The 18,268-nt window shown below is 66.7% G+C and carries 21 protein-coding genes; 5 read left to right on the top strand and 16 right to left on the bottom strand.

Annotated elements, in window-relative coordinates; genetic code table 11:
- Positions 1-3: 3 nt before the first annotated feature.
- The 10 genes from Q8T13_22725 to Q8T13_22680 form a co-directional block, all read right to left on the bottom strand.
- A complete protein-coding gene (locus tag Q8T13_22725; GenBank protein MDP3720588.1) occupies positions 4-381 on the bottom strand; it encodes a cupredoxin domain-containing protein in 378 nt (125 codons plus the stop codon).
- A gap of 5 nt (positions 382-386) precedes the next feature.
- A complete protein-coding gene (locus tag Q8T13_22720) occupies positions 387-602 on the bottom strand; it encodes a heavy-metal-associated domain-containing protein (protein MDP3720587.1) in 216 nt (71 codons plus the stop codon).
- Between the two features lie 152 nt (positions 603-754).
- Positions 755-907 carry a hypothetical protein gene (locus tag Q8T13_22715; protein MDP3720586.1) on the bottom strand — a complete coding sequence of 51 codons (153 nt, stop codon included), beginning with the start codon at positions 905-907 and terminating at the stop codon, positions 755-757.
- Entirely contained in the window at positions 907-3,000 is a 2,094-nt protein-coding gene (feoB, locus tag Q8T13_22710) for a ferrous iron transport protein B (protein ID MDP3720585.1), read from the bottom strand. Before feoB ends, Q8T13_22715 begins: the two co-directional genes overlap by 1 nt.
- A gap of 11 nt (positions 3,001-3,011) precedes the next feature.
- Positions 3,012-3,245, bottom strand: a complete 234-nt coding sequence (locus tag Q8T13_22705; GenBank protein MDP3720584.1) for a FeoA family protein — start codon at positions 3,243-3,245, stop codon at positions 3,012-3,014.
- A 96-nt stretch (positions 3,246-3,341) separates the two neighbouring features.
- Complete coding sequence (locus Q8T13_22700) at positions 3,342-3,989, bottom strand: cytochrome c (GenBank protein ID MDP3720583.1); 648 nt, start codon at positions 3,987-3,989, stop codon at positions 3,342-3,344.
- 8 nt (positions 3,990-3,997) lie between these two features.
- On the bottom strand, positions 3,998-5,251 hold the full coding sequence (locus Q8T13_22695) for a sialidase family protein (GenBank protein ID MDP3720582.1): 1,254 nt from the start codon (positions 5,249-5,251) through the stop codon (positions 3,998-4,000).
- Between the two features lie 4 nt (positions 5,252-5,255).
- Entirely contained in the window at positions 5,256-5,486 is a 231-nt protein-coding gene (locus Q8T13_22690) for a zinc ribbon domain-containing protein (protein ID MDP3720581.1), read from the bottom strand.
- 69 nt (positions 5,487-5,555) lie between these two features.
- On the bottom strand, positions 5,556-6,254 hold the full coding sequence (locus tag Q8T13_22685; GenBank protein MDP3720580.1) for a hypothetical protein: 699 nt from the start codon (positions 6,252-6,254) through the stop codon (positions 5,556-5,558).
- On the bottom strand, positions 6,247-6,783 hold the full coding sequence (locus tag Q8T13_22680) for a hypothetical protein (GenBank protein MDP3720579.1): 537 nt from the start codon (positions 6,781-6,783) through the stop codon (positions 6,247-6,249). Before Q8T13_22680 ends, Q8T13_22685 begins: the two co-directional genes overlap by 8 nt.
- A 52-nt stretch (positions 6,784-6,835) precedes the next feature.
- Here Q8T13_22680 and typA point away from each other — a divergent pair, with 52 nt between their 5' ends.
- A complete protein-coding gene (gene typA, locus Q8T13_22675) occupies positions 6,836-8,674 on the top strand; it encodes a translational GTPase TypA (GenBank protein MDP3720578.1) in 1,839 nt (612 codons plus the stop codon).
- 32 nt (positions 8,675-8,706) lie between these two features.
- Here typA and Q8T13_22670 read toward each other — a convergent pair whose 3' ends face one another.
- Positions 8,707-10,122, bottom strand: a complete 1,416-nt coding sequence (locus tag Q8T13_22670; protein MDP3720577.1) for a Glu/Leu/Phe/Val dehydrogenase — start codon at positions 10,120-10,122, stop codon at positions 8,707-8,709.
- A 117-nt stretch (positions 10,123-10,239) separates the two neighbouring features.
- Here Q8T13_22670 and Q8T13_22665 point away from each other — a divergent pair, with 117 nt between their 5' ends.
- Positions 10,240-10,743: a hypothetical protein gene (locus Q8T13_22665; protein ID MDP3720576.1), complete on the top strand. Its 504-nt coding sequence runs from the start codon at positions 10,240-10,242 to the stop codon at positions 10,741-10,743.
- Positions 10,744-10,771: 28 nt separating this feature from the next.
- Positions 10,772-11,515 (top strand): TerC family protein, encoded by a 744-nt coding sequence (locus tag Q8T13_22660; protein ID MDP3720575.1) that lies wholly within the window; start codon positions 10,772-10,774, stop codon positions 11,513-11,515.
- An 85-nt stretch (positions 11,516-11,600) separates the two neighbouring features.
- On the opposite strand, the gene Q8T13_22655 is transcribed toward Q8T13_22660, so the two are convergent.
- On the bottom strand, positions 11,601-12,233 hold the full coding sequence (locus tag Q8T13_22655) for an alpha/beta hydrolase (GenBank protein MDP3720574.1): 633 nt from the start codon (positions 12,231-12,233) through the stop codon (positions 11,601-11,603).
- A gap of 27 nt (positions 12,234-12,260) precedes the next feature.
- On the opposite strand from Q8T13_22655, the gene Q8T13_22650 reads away from it, so the two are divergent.
- Positions 12,261-12,944 (top strand): phospholipase, encoded by a 684-nt coding sequence (locus tag Q8T13_22650; protein ID MDP3720573.1) that lies wholly within the window; start codon positions 12,261-12,263, stop codon positions 12,942-12,944.
- Here the strand turns inward: Q8T13_22650 and Q8T13_22645 are convergent.
- From Q8T13_22645 to Q8T13_22635, 3 genes are read right to left on the bottom strand one after another with little or no spacing between them, the layout of a single operon-like run.
- Positions 12,922-14,295, bottom strand: coding sequence for a hypothetical protein (locus Q8T13_22645; protein ID MDP3720572.1), 1,374 nt, complete (start codon positions 14,293-14,295; stop codon positions 12,922-12,924). The genes Q8T13_22650 and Q8T13_22645 overlap by 23 nt on opposite strands.
- The gene (locus Q8T13_22640) at positions 14,292-15,200 is read right to left on the bottom strand and encodes an ABC transporter ATP-binding protein (GenBank protein MDP3720571.1); all 909 of its coding nucleotides are present in this window, start codon (positions 15,198-15,200) and stop codon (positions 14,292-14,294) included. Before Q8T13_22640 ends, Q8T13_22645 begins: the two co-directional genes overlap by 4 nt.
- Positions 15,201-15,205: 5 nt before the next feature.
- Positions 15,206-15,610 carry a GntR family transcriptional regulator gene (locus Q8T13_22635; protein ID MDP3720570.1) on the bottom strand — a complete coding sequence of 135 codons (405 nt, stop codon included), beginning with the start codon at positions 15,608-15,610 and terminating at the stop codon, positions 15,206-15,208.
- A 190-nt stretch (positions 15,611-15,800) separates the two neighbouring features.
- On the opposite strand from Q8T13_22635, the gene rsgA reads away from it, so the two are divergent.
- Positions 15,801-16,877 carry a ribosome small subunit-dependent GTPase A gene (rsgA, locus tag Q8T13_22630; protein MDP3720569.1) on the top strand — a complete coding sequence of 359 codons (1,077 nt, stop codon included), beginning with the start codon at positions 15,801-15,803 and terminating at the stop codon, positions 16,875-16,877.
- Here the strand turns inward: rsgA and Q8T13_22625 are convergent.
- The gene (locus Q8T13_22625; protein ID MDP3720568.1) at positions 16,874-18,223 is read right to left on the bottom strand and encodes an AAA family ATPase; all 1,350 of its coding nucleotides are present in this window, start codon (positions 18,221-18,223) and stop codon (positions 16,874-16,876) included. The genes rsgA and Q8T13_22625 overlap by 4 nt on opposite strands.
- Positions 18,224-18,268: the final 45 nt, after the last annotated feature.

The raw sequence follows: 18,268 nt of genomic DNA, 5'->3' as shown, positions 1-18,268 counted from the left end.
GTCTCACTTCACAACGATGGTGCCGCGCAGCATTCCCATGCCGCACGCGAACTGGTGTGTGCCCGCGGTGTCGGCGGTGAACTCGACGACGGTGCGCGCAAAGGCCGGGAGATCGCGCCTGATGCCGAAGTCGGGCACCACCACTTCCTCGGAGCACGGGTTATCTTCCTGGCGATCGAAAGTCAGGCGCACGCGGCTGCCGCGGGCGACCTCGATGGCGTTAGGCGAGTAGCCGCCCGCGACCCGAATGGTGAACTCGGCCACCGCCCCGGGCGCGGCCACAGCCACCACCGATGACTGCGACCGGCCCAGGAAGTACCAGTTCACCAGGACGATCAACGCGACCGCAACGCCGATGATGGTGAAGTCCATTCCATCCATGGCGATCACTCCTGGCTGATGACGGTGAAGCCGGCGCGCTCGACCGCGGCGGCAATGACCGCGGGTGTCGCGACCTCGGCGTCGACCTTCAGCCGGGCCTTGCCGACCTCAATCTTGAGTGGTTCGAGGCCGGGAACGGCGGTCAGGACGCGGGTCAAGCTGTTGACGCAGCCCCCGCAGCTCATGCCAGCGATGACAACGGTCGTTTCGGTGAAGCTCATGTGTATACCCCCTACCCCTATAAGATACCGGAGGGGGGTATTGGTGTCAAGGGCCTAAGGTGCCTAAGGTGCCTAAGGTGCCTAGGGTGCCTAAGGTGCCTAAGGTGCCTAGGGTGCCTAAGGTGCCTAAGGTGCCAGGGGTGCCTGGGGTGCTAATGGCAGTCGTTGGGGGGCTTCTGCTTGAGCTTGCCGAGCGGAATGAACGTCGTCGCCGCCTTCGGCTTGCCGGGGCCACCGAAGAAGTGGCGGACCAGGAAGGCCACGGCGCCCAGCACGATCACGGCGACGCCGATTTCCTGCACCATCAGCCGAGCCCCAGCCCGAGACGGGCGCCGACCTGGTAGACGACCAGTGACGCGCCGTACGCGAGCAGCGTCATGTAGACGACCATGAAGATTGGCCACCGCCACGTGCCCGACTCGCGACGGACGACGGCGACGGTGCTCATGCACTGGCAGGCCAGCACGAAGAACACCATCAGCGAGACGCCGGCCAGCGGCGTCATCAACGGCCGTCCGTCAGGCCAGGTGGCGGTGCGCAGCGCCTCGCGCAGCGGTTCGTCCTCGGCGCCGTCGGATTCAATGTCGAAGACGATCGCCAGCGTCGAGACGAAGACTTCGCGCGCCGCGAATGCGCCGATGATGCCGACGCCGATGCGCCAGTCGAAACCGAGCGGCTCGATCGCCGGCTCGATGACGTGGCCCAGCCGGCCGGCGAAACTGTGCCGCAGCTGATCGCCGGCCGCCGCCGTCGCGACCTTGGGATACGACAGCAGCGCCCACAGCACGATGGTGAGCGCGAGAATCACGGTGCCGGCGCCGATCAGGAACGCGCGGACCCGCTGCCACACGTTGAACAGCAGCACGCCGGTGGCCGGCAGCCGGTACGGCGGCAACTCGAGCACCAGCGGCGCTCCGGGGCCCTTCAACACGGTGCGCCTCAGCACGGCCGCGGCGGTGAGCGCCGCCACCACCGACAGCAGGTACATGGCGAACAGCACGACCGCTCCCACGCTGAGCACGCCGAGGCGCGCATCGGGCGCAAACACCGTGGCGGTGACCAGCACGTACACCGGCAGCCGGGCGCTGCACGACATCAGCGGCAGCACCAGCATGGTCAGCAGGCGATCGGTCCGGTTCTCGATGGTGCGCGTGGCCATCACCGCCGGCACCGCGCACGAAAACCCCGACAGCATGGGCACGAAGGCGCGGCCGTTCAAACCGACACTGCGCATCAGGCGGTCGATCACGAACGCCACCCGCGCCAGGTAGCCCGAGTCTTCGAGCAGGCCGATGAACAGGAACAACAACCCGATCTGCGGCACGAACACCACGACGTTGCCGACGCCGGCGATGATGCCGTTGATCACCAGGTCGGTGAGCGGCCCGGGCGGCAGCGCCGACGCCGCCAGCCCCTGGACCCCCGCCACCATCGATTCGATAAAGGCAATCGCCGGCTCCGACCAGGTAAACAGCGCCTGGAACACCACCAGCATCACCAGCGCGAACACGACGGCGCCGTAGACACCGTGCGTCAGCACCGCGTCAATGCGATCGGTCCGGCGCCGGCTGGGCGCCGCCCGTTGGACGACGGCCTCGACAATCGCATCGACCCGGCGATACGAGGACGCGATGATCTCGAGGTCGACATTGCGGCCCGCGGCGGCGGCGCGGCTGCGAATGGCGCGCGTCAGTACCCGCAGCGGCGGCGGCACACCGGCCAGGTCATCGGCCCCTTCGTCATCGAGCGACAACAGCAGCCACATCGCCCATGCGCGCGCGGCGCCGGTCCGGCCGAGCGCGTGCTCGGCCAGAATGGCGGCTTCCAGCTCCGCGATGTCCACGGCCAGGGCGGCCGGCCGCTCGATCGGCGGCGCGTCCGCAGCGGGGCCGGTGACGGCGCGCGCAATCGCCGCCTTGAGCTCGTCCAGGCCCTTGCCCCTCGTAGCCACCGTCCGCACGACTTCCGCGCCGGTCATCGCCGCGAGCCGGGCGACGTCGATGGTGATGCCGTCGCGAGCCGCCTCGTCCGACATGTTGAGCGCGATCACCACCGGCACACCGGTGGCAATCACCTCAATGGCCAGGAACAGCGACCGGGCCAGCGTCGCCGCATCGACGACGACCACCACGGCCTGGGGGGCGGGCAGTCCGTGGCCGATCAGCGCGTCGACCGCGATCTGTTCCTCGCGTGAGCGCGCGCTCAGGCCGTAAGTGCCGGGTAGGTCAACCAGTTCGAACGCGTTGCCGTCGGCGCCGGCCAGCGTCGCCGCGACCCGATCGATCGTGACGCCGGGATAGTTGGCGACGTGGGCGCGCGCGCCGGTGAGCGCGTTGAAGAGCGTGGACTTGCCTGAGTTGGGGTTGCCGGCAACCAGAACGATGGGAAGCGGCGTCACTCGATGCCGCGTCACTCGATTTCGATGCCGAGCGCTTCGGACCGGCGAATTGACAGCGCGAAGTTGCGCACCTTCAGCTCGATCGGATCGCCCATGGGCGCGACGCGTCGCATGGTGACCGTCGTGCCCGGCACCAGGCCAATTTCCAGCAGGCGGCGAACCACGGCGCGCTCACCGCGAACGTGGGCGACGGTGGCGGTACCGCCGACCGGCAGGGCGGCGAGGGAAGCGTGTTTTCTGATCACAATGGTGAATAACCCAAAGTTGAGACTAAGTCTCAATTATAAGCCATTGTGCCTCATCTTGCTCAAGTGGGATCGAAATTCGTGGTGAAACCGGCCCTATTTCGGGGGTTCATGGCCGGCGTGGGGATCGGGGGCGGGTGAGACGGGTGGGGCTGGTGGGTCGGGGGTTTCGCCGCTCAGGAAGCGCTCGATTCGCAGCTCTTCCTCGAACACGTCGCGCGAGGTGGGGTTGAAGCGCTCCATGATCGCCAGGTCTTCGGAAGTCAGCGCCGACAGGCGGCGGATGAAGTGGACCAGCTCCCAACTGGCTTTTTCGCCTTCGGGGGTGCCCGTGCTCCAGGCGGGCATGCCGGTGAGCCGGATGCCGTTCTCAATGAAGTAGAAGATCTCGCCGTCGCTCAACTCCTGCGTGCGCGGCAGGCGCATGTCGGGCGCCTTGGGGTAGAACGACTGGCCCATCTCGGTATTGCCGCTGCCGTCATTCGCATGGCAACTGGCGCAGTGATCCGCGAAGTGCTGCCGGGCGTCCGCAAAGTTGCCGGGGGTGGCGGTGACGGGATTGCGCAGGCCCTTGTACATGGGCGGCGTCAGCCACCCGCGCAGGAACAGCGCGGCGCGCGTCTCGATCCATGACGGTTGGGGCCGGGCGCTGACGCCGCGGCCCTGCACCACCAGCATGGCGCCGGTCACCACCAACGCCAGCAACAACAACAGCCAGGCGGCGAATCGTAGCGCGCGCTTCATGGACCGTCTTACTGCGGCAGCACGGCCGTGGCCGTCTTCACCTGCATGGCGCCGCCAGCGCTCGACTCGGTCCACGCGAACACCAACTCGCGGCCGTTCAGGGCCATGCGCGGGTAGCCACTGGACCGGCCGCCGGCGAGGCCGGCAATGGTCACGGGGGCCGAGCGCGCGCCGGTGCGGTCGATGCGCCGGGCGCGGAATTGCGACCGCTGATCGGCGAACTCAATCCACGTGGCCACCGCCGCGCTGCCGTCGGGCACCAACGCCACATCCACTCGCCCCAGCGATCCGCCATCGTCCACACGAATGGGCGCGCCGTAAGTGCGTCCGGCGTCGCTCGAGAAAGCCAGGTAGGCCTGGCCCTGCTCGCCCTTCACAGCGTCTCCTTTTACTGTGAACCACGACGCCGCCACATTGCGCCCGGAGGCGCTTAACGCGGGACCGTTCACGGGGCACGCGGCGATCTTCCACCCGTCGGCATGCACCGCCGCCGGCTCGGACCACTTGCCGTTCACGAGGCGCGACGTGTAGATGTCGCGAATTTCGCCGTCGCTGCGATCGCGGAAGGCCGCAATCACGCCCTCGCTGGTCACGGTCGCGGCGGTGGGGCAGCATTCGCAGACGCGCGCGTCGACGACGGATTCCTCGACCTGCTTCCAGTTCTTGTCGAACCGGCCAAAGTGCACGGTCATGACGCCGCCACCGCCGTGTTCGTCGTGACCGCCGGCGGACTTCATGTTGCGGCCGTCGAGCCAGATGGCGCCCAGGCCGTCGCCCAGCGGAAACAGCGAAGCGAAGCCGTGCTCGGTCTTGGTGCCGTCGTGATGGGGAACGAACGACGGCGACCAGGTCTTCCCTTCGTCCTTCGAGTACGACAGCCGCACGTCGTAGGCATAGGTGTCGGGGCCACTCTTCTGCAGCCAGTGGCCGACGAGCGTGCCATTGGGCAGGCGCATGACCGACGGCACGTCGGCCCAGTTGACGAACCAGTCGCGGCCCGACGCCACCGTGCGCGCGTCAGTCCATCCCGAGGCAGTGCGCTCCGCGAACTTCAAGGTGGCGAGATCGCCGGTACGCTCGATCCAACTGAGGAGCACCCCACGCGACGAGACCGTCAACTGCGGCTGCGCTGACGTGCCTGAGGCCGGAGAGGGAATGGCCTGCGGCGTGATGGCTGCGCCCTGGGCCGCTCCGGCCGTGCTCGAGGTGCTTGCGGCGGCCGCAATCAGGCCGGCGATGACGCACAGGATGATCTTGTTCATGGCGTCAGTTCCGGCAACTGCCGGCGCCGCGCGGGTCACCGCACGCGCCGCAGGCCGAGGGCCCGGCGTTCATGGCCATGCCGACACCGCTGCCGGGCGCGCTGACCGCAAATACCGACAGCTGTTTGTCGAGCTCGCGCCCCTGACAGTTGGGGCATTCGTAGCGGGTGGACTCGCGGACCAGCAGCTCGAACTTGTGGTCGCACGACCGGCACTGGTATTCGAACATTGGCATGGACACATTCTAACGTGTCTAGGGGGCCTAGGGGGCCTAAGGTGCCTAGGGTGTCAGGGTGCCAGGGTGCTACGGCTGCTGCAGGGCGGCGATGCCACGCAACCGCTTCTCGAGCAATGGCCGCCGGGCCTGGCTCGCGCGGTCTTGGGGGAGCAAGCCGGCGAGGCTGTCGAGAAACCGCCGGTTGTCCAGCAGGGCCCCGAATTCCGACGCGATGAAGTGCCGAACCGGGCCGCCGGCGCGCTCGATCTCGGCGAGCAGTTGGGGCCGGCCGTCAACGATCAAGACAACATCTTCCAGGTCACTGCTCGTGACCACGTCGGCGTGCCCGCGGACGTGGAAGGCTTCGAGCTTGCTCGCGATCAGGAACGGCGGCGTGACCATGCGCACCGGCAAGTCCGCGATGGTGACCCGCTGGGCTTCGGCGACTGCCGGCGCGTACCAAGTATTCGAGAACCCGAGCACGCTGCGGTCGGTTGGCGTGACATCCACCACCGCGTCGTCATGGCGCCAGCGCGCCGTCATGGTGCCCGCGCTCGTGTCTTCTTGCAGCCCGATGGCGCGCAGCCGGTTCGCGAGGGTGGTGTAGGCCGCGTACGAAGCGACGTCCGCAATCGCGTCGAGGTCGTTGGCCGGACGAATTCCGGCGGCGGCCGGGTCGGTGAACATGAATCCCGTTGCGCAGCCGCCGACGAAGATCAGCTCGTCCAGCACAGGGGCGAGGAGCCGCACGGCTCGCTCGAACAGGTCGCGGTTGGGATCAGCCATGGAGCAGCCTGCGCAGGCGCGTGGCCAGCTCGCGCTCGGCGAGTTGTCGTTCGCGGGCGCGGCCGTCGCGCAGCGCCTCGATCAGGGCGAGCAGTTCGTACAAGGCGGGATCCTTGCGGACGGCCCCGGGCACCATTTTGTGCAGCGGATCGAGGGCGGTGCCGCGGACCTCGCCCTCCGGGTCGGGCCAGACCGGCGGCAGGTCGGCGCCTGGCGCAAAGTGCTGGTTCAAGGGCGGCGCGGCGTGGGCGGTCGGAATGCCGCGAGTGATCTCGCCGCGTTGGGCCGGGAACACGTACTTGAGGCCGTAGATCAGGAACTCCTCGACGGCGTGAACAATGGGGCGGCCACCGTCAGCGGGCGTGGCGACGAGACGCGATTTCTCGAGCCGTTTGAGCGACCCATGCACCTGTGACGCACTGAGACCCAGTTCGGCGGCCAGGATGGCCATAGTTCGCCGCTGCCCCTGGCCGACGATGAGTTTGGCGAGGACGAGGACGTCTTGGGCCTTAAGAGAGGCCTGAATCATTCCTTATTCTAGAATCATGAATATAGAATAGCAAGGCTGATATACTCCTGAGATGTCTTCATCTCTAAAATCCTTACCGATCGCCAATCCTCTTCGCCGCAACGTCGCCATCATCGCGCACGTCGACCATGGCAAGACCACCCTCGTTGACGCGATGTTCCGCCAGGGCGGCGTCTTTAACTCCCACGAGCGCATCACCGAGCGAGCGATGGACAGCAACGAACTCGAGCGCGAGCGCGGCATCACCATCCTGGCCAAGAACACCGCCGTCCACTACGGCGAGACGCTGATCAACATCATGGATACGCCGGGGCACGCCGACTTTGGCGGCGAAGTCGAGCGCGTGCTCTCCATGGCCGATGGCGTCGTGCTGCTGGTCGACGCGGCCGAAGGGCCGCTCCCGCAGACTCGCTTCGTGCTCCGCAAGGCGTTCGAGCGCGGCCTGCCGCCCATTGTCGTGATCAACAAGATCGACCGCGCCGACGCCCGGGCGCAGGAAGTGCTGAACGAGGTCTATGACCTGTTCATCGATCTTGACGCCACCGAGGAGCAAATCGAGTTTCCCGTGCTGTTTACCAATGGCCGCGCGGGCACGGCCAGCACCAGTCTCGAGGTGCAGGGAGAAGACCTGCGGCCGCTGTTTGAGTCGATCATTGCCCACGTGCCGCCACCCCGTGGCGACGTCGACGCCCCGCTCCAGATGCTGGTCTCGAACCTCGACTCCAGCGAATATCTGGGCCGCATCGCGATCGGGCGCATCTCCAACGGCCGGGTCAAGCTGAACAACCCGGTGGTGATCTGCAAGCTGGACGGCAAGTATAAGGAGACCAAGGTCACCAAGCTGTTCACCTTCGAGGGGCTGAAGCGCGTCGAGATCAATGAAGCCGCGGCCGGCGACATCGTCTGCCTCGCCGGCATCGACGACATCACCATCGGCGAGACGATCGCCGACCCGGTCAATCCCAAGCCGATTCCGCCGGTGGCCGTGGACGAGCCGACCGTCTCGATGATCTTCGGCGTCAATACTTCGCCGATGGCCGGTCGCGACGGGCAGTACCTGACTTCGCGCCACCTCAAGGAACGCCTCGAGAAGGAACTGCTCGGCAACGTCTCGATCCGCGTCGAACCCACCGAGACGCCGGAGCAGTTCAAGGTGTTGGGCCGCGGCGAATTGCAGCTGGCCATCCTGATCGAGATGATGCGGCGTGAAGGCTTCGAGATGCAGGTCTCGCGTCCCGAGATCGTCGTCAAGGAGATCGACGGCGTTCGCATGGAGCCGGTCGAGGAGCTGGTCATCGACGTCGCCGAAGAGTTCCAGGGCGTGGTGATCGCGATGTGCGGCACTCGCAAGGGCACCATGACCAAGATGGTGAACAACGGCAGCGGCCGCGTCCGCCTCGAGTTCCGCATTCCGGCCCGCGGCCTGATCGGCTTCCGCTCGCAGTTCCTGACCGACACCAAGGGCACCGGCATCATCAATCACATCTTCTCGGGATGGGAGCCCTGGCACGGCCCGATTGCGGCGCGCGCCAACGGCACGCTGGTCTCGGACCGCACCGGCGTGGCCACCGCCTACGCGATTGCCAGCATGCAGGAGCGCGGCACCATCTTCATCGAGCCGACCACCCAGGTCTACGAGGGCATGCTGATCGGCGAGAACTCGCGCACCAACGACCTCGACGTCAACATCTGCCGCGAGAAGAAGCAGACCAACATGCGCTCGTCGGGCGCGGATGACGCGATTCGCCTGGTCCCGCCGCACTTGATGGGGCTCGAAGTCGCCGTTGAGTTCATCAACGACGATGAGCTGGTGGAAGTGACGCCGAAGAGCATCCGGCTCCGCAAGCGCATTCTCCAGCAGAACATGCGTCCGCGCAAGTCGGACGACTAGGCCCGCCTCCGCCGACCTTCGGCGGGGACGGCCTACGGGAAGATCCCGAGCTCCGCATAGCTGCGTGCCACCTTGTGGATGGCGTTGACGAACGCAGCGATGCGGAGATCGGGAATACCCTTGTGATCCCGCTCGGTCTTCAGCAGGTCATGAAACGAGGTGATCATGGTTTCCTCGAGCCCTGAGTTCACCAGGTCCTGCTCGTCGGGCCCGTGCGCGAACGCCGCCCGCTCGGCGTCGGTGAAGGTCTTGCCGGTCGCCTTCTCGATCGCCTTCAGCACCGCCAGTTCGTTGGCCATCTCGTGCCGCTTCTGCAGCCGCCCGAACCGCACGTGCGACAGGTTCTTCAGCCACTCGAAGTACGACACCGTGACGCCGCCGGCGTTGCAGTAGATGTCGGGGATCACGAGGATCCCTTTCTGCCGGAAGATCGGGTCCGCTTCCGGTGTGGTCGGACCATTGGCGCCCTCGAGGATGATCTTCGCCTGGATGCGCGGCGCGTTCTCGGCGGTGAACACGCTTTCGAGCGCCGCCGGCAGCAGGATCTCGCACGGCATCTCGAGCGCCGCCGCGGTATCGGCAATGTTGGTGGCACCAGGGAAGTTGAGAATCGAACCGGTCGCCTTGCGGTGCTGGAAGACCGCTTCTTCGTTCAGGCCCTTCGGATTGGTGATCGCGCCCTCGCGTTCGGCAATCGCGATGATCAGCGCGCCGCCCTCGCGGCAGAACTTGGCGGCGTGGTAGCCGACGTTGCCGAGGCCCTGCACGACGACGCGCTTGCCGTCGAGGCCCGTGGCGAGGCCGAGCCGCTTCATCAGACCGGCGTCATTGCAGGCTTCATGAACCGCAAAGAACAGCCCGCGGCCGGTGGCTTCCTTGCGGCCGCGCACGCCGCCCTGCGTCACGGGCTTGCCGGTGACGCAGCCGAGCGCGTCGAGCTGGCCCGGGTTGAGCGCCGCGTAGGTGTCGGCAATCCACGCCATCTCGCGCTCGCCGGTGCCGTAGTCGGGCGCCGGCACGTCGAGGCCAGGGCCGAGGAAGTTCTTCTTGGCCAGCTCGTGGGCGTAGCGGCGCGTGATGCGTTCCAGCTCCTCGGGGGTGTAGTCCCTGGGCTCGATCTTGATGCCGCCCTTGGCGCCGCCGAACGGCACGTCCACGATCGCGCACTTGTAGGTCATGAGCGCCGCGAGCGCCATCACCTCCTCTTCATACACGTCGGGGCTGTAGCGAATGCCGCCCTTGACCGGCGTCTTGTGATGGCTGTGCTGGACCCGCCAGGCGCGAATCACCTCGATCTGGCCGGTGGCTCGGCGCAGCGGGAAATCGAATCGATAGACGCTGTTGCAGCGCCGGATCTGATCGAGCAGACCCTCCGGGTAGGTCGTAAACTTCGCCGCTTCGTTGAAGTACTGGGTGACTTGGTCGAAGAAATTGGCTGGTCCGCTCATATCGCCATTGTAGTGACTTCGGATTCCCTGATCCCTGATCCCTGATCCCTGATCCCTGATCCCCGATCCCTGATCCCCGATCCCTGATCCTCGATCCCTGAGATACACTGAAGAGATATGTCGTCTGTTGAAGAGATTCGCCCGGCCCGGCTGTGGCGCCTGATGCCGCTGGACCTTCGCGTGCTGGCCGCCGCGGCCTTCTGGAGTGACGAGCAGGCCGCGCTCGAGCAGGCCGAGGCCGTCGCCCTGATCGCCCGGCAGATCAAGTTCCGGCCCAAGAGCATCCTCACCTTAAGCGTCGACAAGCGTGCCAAGCACCTGGCCGGGCTGGTTCAGATCTCGGACCTGCTGGCGGCCCGGCTCGTGATCTCGTTTCACCTCGAACACCAGCGCCCCATGATGGGCGCGTTTCTCGACGCCCTGGGAATCGCGCACGAGGATGGACTGATCAAGGACGAGTCGCCGGCAAAGCCGGACGACGCGAAGCTGGATGCGGGCATCAAGACGCTGTCGGCCGCCTATCCCAAGGACGCCGTCGCCCGGTACTTCTGGGCGCTGCTGTGGCAAGACCCGGAAACCTGGGGCGGCCTCAAGGGCCGGCCCGAACTGGCCCTCGAATAACGCCCGCCGCTCCACCTGACTGACCGCCATGGAAGCCTTCCTGACCGCTGACGGACTGATCGCCCTGGTCACCCTCACTTTGCTCGAGGTGGTGCTCGGCATCGACAACGTGATCTTCATCTCCATTCTCGCCGGCAAGCTGCCGGTCGCGCAGCAGGAGCGGGCGCGCCGCGTCGGGTTGCTGGGCGCCATGGGCATGCGCATCCTGCTGCTGATGTCGATTGCGTGGATCGTCCGGCTGACGGCGCCGCTCTTCACCGTGTTCGGCCACGCGTTCTCGGGCCGCGATCTGATTCTCGCCATCGGCGGCTTGTTCCTGATCTACAAGGCCACCCACGAAATTCACGACAAGCTCGAAGGCGAAGAGGGGCACGTCTCGGCCAAGATCGCGCCGACGTTTGGCGCCGTGATCGGCCAGATCATGCTGCTCGACCTGGTCTTCTCGCTCGACTCGGTGATTACGGCGGTGGGCATGGCCGACGATCTGTCGATCATGATCGCGGCGGTCGTCATCGCCGTGGCGATCATGATGTTCTCGGCGGCCGCGGTCAGCGGCTTTGTCGAGCGCCACCCCACGGTCAAGGTGCTGGCGCTCAGCTTCCTGCTCCTGATCGGCTTCTCGCTGATCGCCGACGGCTTCGGGGTGCATATTCCGAAGGGCTACATCTACTTCGCGATGGGCTTCTCGATCTTCGTCGAAGTAATCAACCTGCGGGTGCGCGCGAGCCGGGCGAAGCCGGTCAAGCTGCGCGCGCCAATCGCCGGAGACTAGGCGCCCGCACACCGGGCACGCATCCACGCCACCACCTCGTCCTGGATGGTGGTGTGGACCGTCGCCTGGTCCCGCCCGCTCGACTTCAACACGGCAAAGGATGATCGCCGCTCTCCACGGCCAGCACCGTGAGCGGCGGCGCCGGGTTCGCATCGGCAATGGCCTCGGCGATCTCGTCGGGACCGCCAAACGGATCGCGGGTGCCCTGCACGATCAACGTCGGCACCGTCAGCGCCTTGAGGTGCGTGACGCGGTCGCCGGTCCGCTTGCCGCGCGGCGGCGCCAGCGGGTACCCGAACGCGATGATGCCGGACGGCTGCGGTGCATCCGGCCACCGGTCGAGCGCGGCGCCCAGGTGCGTGGCAATGCGCCCGCCCATCGATTTGCCCCCGACAAAAATGTGGAGTCCGCCTTTAGGCGGACTGACGTGTTGCACCGCGCCGGCGACCACGCGCCGGAAGGCGTCTTCCAGCACGGGCGCGCGATCAGGCGTCTTGCGCCGCTTCTCCATGTACGGAAAGTTGAACGTGACCACCGACACGCCCCGCGAGCTTAAGGCAGTGGCGTAGTTGGTCATGAAGGGATGCAAGTGCCCGGCGCCGGCGCCATGCGCGAACACCAAGACCGCCCCAAGGGCCGTGGCGGACTCGGCTGGGTACAAGGCCGCAGTTACGGGACTGTCGGCGTCGACGGCGATCTCGAATGCGACGGGACTCACGATGATCCCGTTATAGCATCATCGGGCATGACACAGGCGGAGCGGCCGAGCTTGACGAGCGGCACAAAAACCATCGCGGTTCGCACCCACGGCCGCTACCTCATCGATGAGCGCCCCGACGCCGTGGCGACGCTGGTGGGTTTTCACGGCTACCAGGAGAACGCCGCCATCCACCTGGCGGTGCTGCGTCGAATCGCGAACGGGAGAGCGCTCAACCTGATCAGCGTCCAGGCGCTCAACCGCTTCTACACGCGCGCGAATGCCGTCGTGGCCGGCTGGATGACCTCCGAGGATCGCGAACTCGCGATCGCCGACAACATTGCCTACGTGGCGGCCGTGCTGGCGGAACTGGCGGGCGAGCCGGGGATTACGCGGCCGATGATTTATGCCGGGTTCTCACAAGGGGTCGCGATGGCGTACCGCGCCGCGGCCTTCGGTCAGCGCCCGTGCGACGGCGTGATTGCCCTGGCCGGTGACGTGCCGCCGGATGTCGCGCCGGTGGCGACCGGCTTGCCACCGGTCCTGCTGGGCCGCGGTCGAGCTGACAGGTGGTACACGGAAGCGAAGGCCGCAGCCGACCTGGCGGTGCTGCGCGGTGCCGGGATCACGGTCGGCGAACACGTATTCGAGGGCGGTCACGAGTGGGACGAGTCGTTTGTCGCGAGAGCCGGCGTGTTCATCGACGAGATTAGCGCGGCCACTGGGAAATGATTGCGCCGGCCAGTGGTCCGGCGGCGATGAAGAGAGCCTGCCAGGCGACACTGCTGACGGCCGGCTTCGTGGTTCGATGATTCTCGAACCCGAACCAGGCCGCCGCCGCTCCGGCGATTGTGAGCGCGGCGGCCAGCAGCAGCTGGTTGCCGAACAGCAGCGGCCCGCCGAGGCGCGATCCCAGCAGCGGCAACGCGAACACCAGCACCGGCACAGACCACGCCAGGGCGTGCAGGCCGCTGCGGCAGAGCGAGGAGATGTACAAGCTGCCAACGGCCAGGAACGTGATCGTGCCGGCATGCCAGGCGCGAACGTCTGCCGCTCCGGCCGCCAACATCGTCGGGACGGCCACTGAGACCGTCAGGGCCAGCCCGACGACGATCACCAGCTTCACGGACCACTGCTGCCACGTGGCGACCGGCAGCAGCGTCTGCCACTCGTGCGTGCCCAGTTGACGTTCCTCGGCAGAGGCCAGTGATCCGATCAGGATCGCCAGTGCGCCGTAGTAAATAAACGCGACGGCGGTCAGGACGTCGCTGCCGCCGAACACGCTGTTCAAGGCGAACCATCCCACCGCAAACATCGGCGTCACGACCAGCGTCAGCTGCTGTAAACGCAATTCCTTGAGCGCCAGCAGCCACAGTGGATGTCGCCGTGTTGACCTGGCAAGGGGGCGGGCAGTGGCAGAATGGCGAGCCGGCCACCAGCGGCCCAGCTCGATGCTCGGGGCTGGTCCCGACACGGCCTCGAGCCGCATGAACAATCGCCACCCGGCAATGGCCGAGATCAGCGTGCCACCTGCCAGGCCGGCGGTCAGCACCGCCATGCGAAACGCCGCCTGATTGGCACCGCTGGTGTCAAGCGAGCCGTAGCGAATGATCAGCGCCACTTCCGCAGCGATATGCGCCAGCGCGGTGATCGAACTACCGAACAGGATGCCGGCCAGCGGACCGCGACACACCATCGTCAGCCACGGCGCCGCGACCAGGCCGCAGAGCAGCGCGAGGAACGGCAGCTCGCTCGGTCCGCGGCTATCCCCTGGCGGCAACACCGCGATTCCGATCGCCACGAGCAGCGCGACCAGGGGGAGCGCTGCGCCGAGCTTGACGAGCAGCAGGCGGCGGCGCTCAATCGGCTGGGAGAGCAACATCGCGAGCGTGCCGTTGGAGTACTCGTGGCCGATCGACAGACCGGTGAGGGTGAGAGCTCCGACATAGAGCGCGACCCAGCCGAGGTCGGCGTCGCGGCCGTCCGACCGCAGCGCCAGCGCGCCGATCGCGATGACCGCGATGGCCAATGCGGGCCAGAGCGCCCGGAGCTCCTTGCGGAACGCGATCTCGAGCGGGCTCACGCGGTGGCCCCGCCCGCCTGCAACGTCGCGACGAAGATCTCCTCGAGCGTGAGCGACTCGCTGGTGAGTGCCTCTGGCGAGCGCGCCTTCAGGCGATCGAGCAACGCGCCGGAATTGCCGTTGGCGACCAGTTCGACTTCGCGGCCGACCCGGCGCAGGACCTGCACGCCGGCCAGGTCCAGTTCCGTCGGCTCGCTCGCAAAGCGCGCGTAGATCTTCTGGTAGCGCTCGCGGGCCGCGTCGGCCGCCAGCGTCAGCACTTCACGGCCCTCCTCGATGATCGTGAACTCGTCGATCAGGCCCTCGAACTCGGCGATGAGATGAGTTGAGACGAACACGGTCCGGCGCCCGGGGTCGCCGTCCTGGTAGGCGCCGATCACGGTCTGGATGAACTCGCGCCTGACGATGGGATCGAGTCCGGAGGTGGGTTCGTCGAGCACCAGCAACTCAGGCTCAGGGCAAATGGCCGTGATCAGGGCCAACTGCGTGCGCTGTCCCTTCGACAGGTGGCTGGTCTTCTGCCGCGTGTCGAGTCGAAACTGGCCGAGCAATGCGCCTTCGGTGTCGTCGTTCCAGCGGTCGCAGAACGACGCGAAGTAATCGAGCGTCTCGCGCACCGTCATCCACGGATAGAAGGCGACCTGGTCGGGGACATACGCGAGGCGCGACTTCACGGCCACCTCGTCGCGGGCCGGGTCGAGTCCGAACAGCCGCGCCGTGCCGCTGGTGGGCCGCAGCAGGTTGAGCAGGCACTTGATGGTCGTGGTCTTGCCGGCGCCGTTTCGGCCGAAGAAGCCGTAGCAGCGGCCGGCCGGCACCTGCAGGTTGAGGCCGTTGACCGCGTCGGTGCGGCCGTAGCGGCGGACCAGTTGCTGGATGTCGATCACGGGGACGTCCGGGGGCATGGCCATCATGAGTGCTCCGCGCGGGTGCGCTTGTGTGCGAACGCGTCGAATCGGTCTGCCGCCAGTTTCAGGAAGTCGTCCTTCGCGACCTGCAGGTGGTGGGCCTGCACGACCGCCTGGTCGACCTCTTCGGTCAGCAGCTTGAGCCGCGCGTCCTTCCTGAACGGCGAGCTGGTTTCGCGGATGAAGCAGCCCTTGCCGGCGACGGTCTCGATCACCCGCTGGCTTTCGAGCTCGGCATAGGCCTTGGCCACGGTGTTGCGGTTCACGCGCAGCCGTTCGGCAAGGGGACGAATGGACGGCAGGGGCTCGCCGGCCAGCACCGCTCCGGACGCGGCCGCCGACTTCACCTGGTCGACCAGCTGCAGGTAAACCGGCTTACCGGACTTGAAGTTGAGTTGAAACTGCATCGGCGTTCGCCATGTGTCATAGGACAGTAGGACAGTTACCACCGGCCTGTCAAGAGGTCCGCCTAGAACGGACGCGACATCGATGTAGTGTCCGCTAGGGTGCCTACGGAGCGCGGACTCCGCACTCAGAGCACTTTAGGCACTTTAGGTACCTTAGGCACCTTAGGCACCCTGTTATTCTTACTTCCGCGTGGGATTCGACCTGAACGAACTGGGCTGGGACGACGAGTGGGCGCGGGTGTTCGCCCCGCACGCGGCCGCCGGGTTGATCCCGGCGCGCGTCGCCATCGAGTTCAACTACCTCTACCGGCTCTACGCCGAGGCCGGCGAGCTGCAGGCGCAGCATGCCGGGCGCATGCGCCACCACGCCGAGGGCCGCGAGAACCGTTCGGCGGTGGGCGACTGGGTGGCGGTCTTGCCGACCCCCGGTGAGGCGTCGGCCACCATCGAGGCCGTGCTGCCGCGGCGCAGCCGTTTCTCCCGCAAGGTCGCCGGCGAGACCACCGAAGAGCAGATTGTCGCCAGCAACATCGACACCGTGTTCCTGGTGATGGGCCTCGATGGGGACTACAACCCGCGGCGGCTCGAGCGATACCTGTTGATGGCCTACGAGAGCGGCGCCCGTCCCGTGGTGCTGCTCAACAAGGCCGATGTGGCTGACCATTTGTCCGCACACCTGGACGAGATCGCCGCGCTGGCGGTCGGCGTCCCGGTGCACGGCATCAGCGCCAAGCAGCGCACCGGCATCGCGGTCATCGAGCAGTACCTCGGCCGCGGCCGAACCGGGGCACTGCTCGGGTCCTCAGGCGTCGGCAAGTCCACCATCGTCAATGCCCTGGTTGGCGAGGACATGCTGAAGACCAGCGAGGTGCGCACGGACGACTCGCGAGGGCGGCATACGACCCGGCATCGCCACCTGATTCTGCTGCCGGGCCGGGGCCTGTTGATCGACACGCCCGGTATGCGCGAGATCCAGTTGTGGAGCCAGACCGAGGGCACGCGCGAGACCTTCGAGGACATCGAAAGCCTGGCGGGCGGCTGCCATTTCAGCGACTGCCGGCACCGCGAGGAGCCGCGGTGTGCGGTGAAGCAGGCCATTGCCGAAAGCACGCTCGACGCCGCGCGCCTCGTGAATTACCACAAGCTGCAGGAAGAAATGCGCAGCCTCGATGTGCGCAAGGACGCGCGCGCGCAGATCGACGAGAAGCGCAAGATGAAGACGATCAGCCAGTCGATCAAGAAGCTGTATAAATCCCGCGATCGTTAAGGCACGATCCGGAAGCGTTCGACGGTACCGGGAACGACGCGCGCGGCGTTCATCGCCGGGCCGAGCTTCTGGCGTACCTCATCCGCTTCCTCGCGCGAGGAATAACGCCCGACCAGCACGCGGCGTTGCAGGTCGCCTGGCGCCACCAGCACGTCGATCAGGTAGACGGGGAGGCGCTGCGCGCGCAGTTCTGCCTCGAGCTGATCCACCTGGCGCGCGGTGTCGAACGTGCCGACCAGCACCGAGAACGAGCCGGCCACGGCCGGTGGCGGCCCAATTTCAGGCAGGCCGGCGGGGACGGCCAGCGCGGCGACCCGCGCGGGCAACCGCGCCGGCGGCGCGCGCCGTACCGACGGCATTTCGGCGGCGCTAAACAGCTCGATCGGGTTGCCCAGGAAGTAATACGTCGCGCCGCCGGCGGCTGCGAGCACGAGCAGTGCGGCGAGGACCCAGCTGCGATTGGACGATCGGGTGGCCGCGGCCGAGCGCTCGCCCCTGACTTTGCCCTTCGGGACCGCGAGCCCGATCTGGCGGGCCGACTGCACGACCTGCTCCTCGGTGATGCGGCTGGTTTGCGCTTCGCACGCCACCATCAGCGCCCGGTCGCACAACAGGTTGATCATGCGTGGGACGCCGCCCGACACCGCGTGGACGAGATCGAACGCCTTCGGCGTGAACGACACCGAGGTCGAGCCGCGCGCCACCCACAGCCGGTGGGTCACGTAGGCCTCGACCTCTTCGCGGGTCAGCGCCTTCAGCGAGCAGCGAATCGAGATGCGCTGGTCGAGTTGCCGCAGCTCGGTCTTCTGGAGCACGTCCAGCAGGTTGAGCTGCCCGACAATCACGATCTGCAGCAGTTTCTGATCGTTGGTCTCGAGGTTCGAGAGAATGCGGATCTCCTCGAGCACGTCGGTCGACAAGTGCTGCGCTTCATCGATGATCAGCACGGCGCTGCCGTGCAGCGGCACGAGCGACAGCAGGAAATCGTGCAGCGTGCGGATCAGCTCGTGCTTGCTGGCGGTCGCCAGCCGTCCCGACTTGAGCGCATCGCGCGAGACGACCCCGAAACTGAGCAGCACTTCGCGGAGCAGTTCCTCGACCGACAGGAACGGGTTGAGGATCAGGGCCGTGAACGTGGTCTGATCAAACTGCTCGAGGAGGGTCCGGCACAGCGTGGTCTTGCCGGTCCCGATGTCGCCGGTGAGGACGATAAAGCCCTCCTTGCGGCGGATCGCCTGCCAGACCTGTTGCAGCGCGACATCGTGGGATTCGCTGCGGTACAAGAACCGCGGATCCGGCGTCAGGCTGAACGGCGGTTGAACGAACCCGAAATACTCCTCGTACATGCTGCTTGGTCGGGCAAGCCAAGCGAGAAACGAAGGAAAAAGGGG

The sequence above is a fragment of the Acidobacteriota bacterium genome, from assembly GCA_030697165.1.
Lineage (GTDB): Bacteria > Acidobacteriota > Vicinamibacteria > Vicinamibacterales > UBA2999 > 12-FULL-67-14b.
Note: the sequence above shows the minus strand (reverse complement) of the source record. Positions and strands in the feature narration are given on the sequence as shown.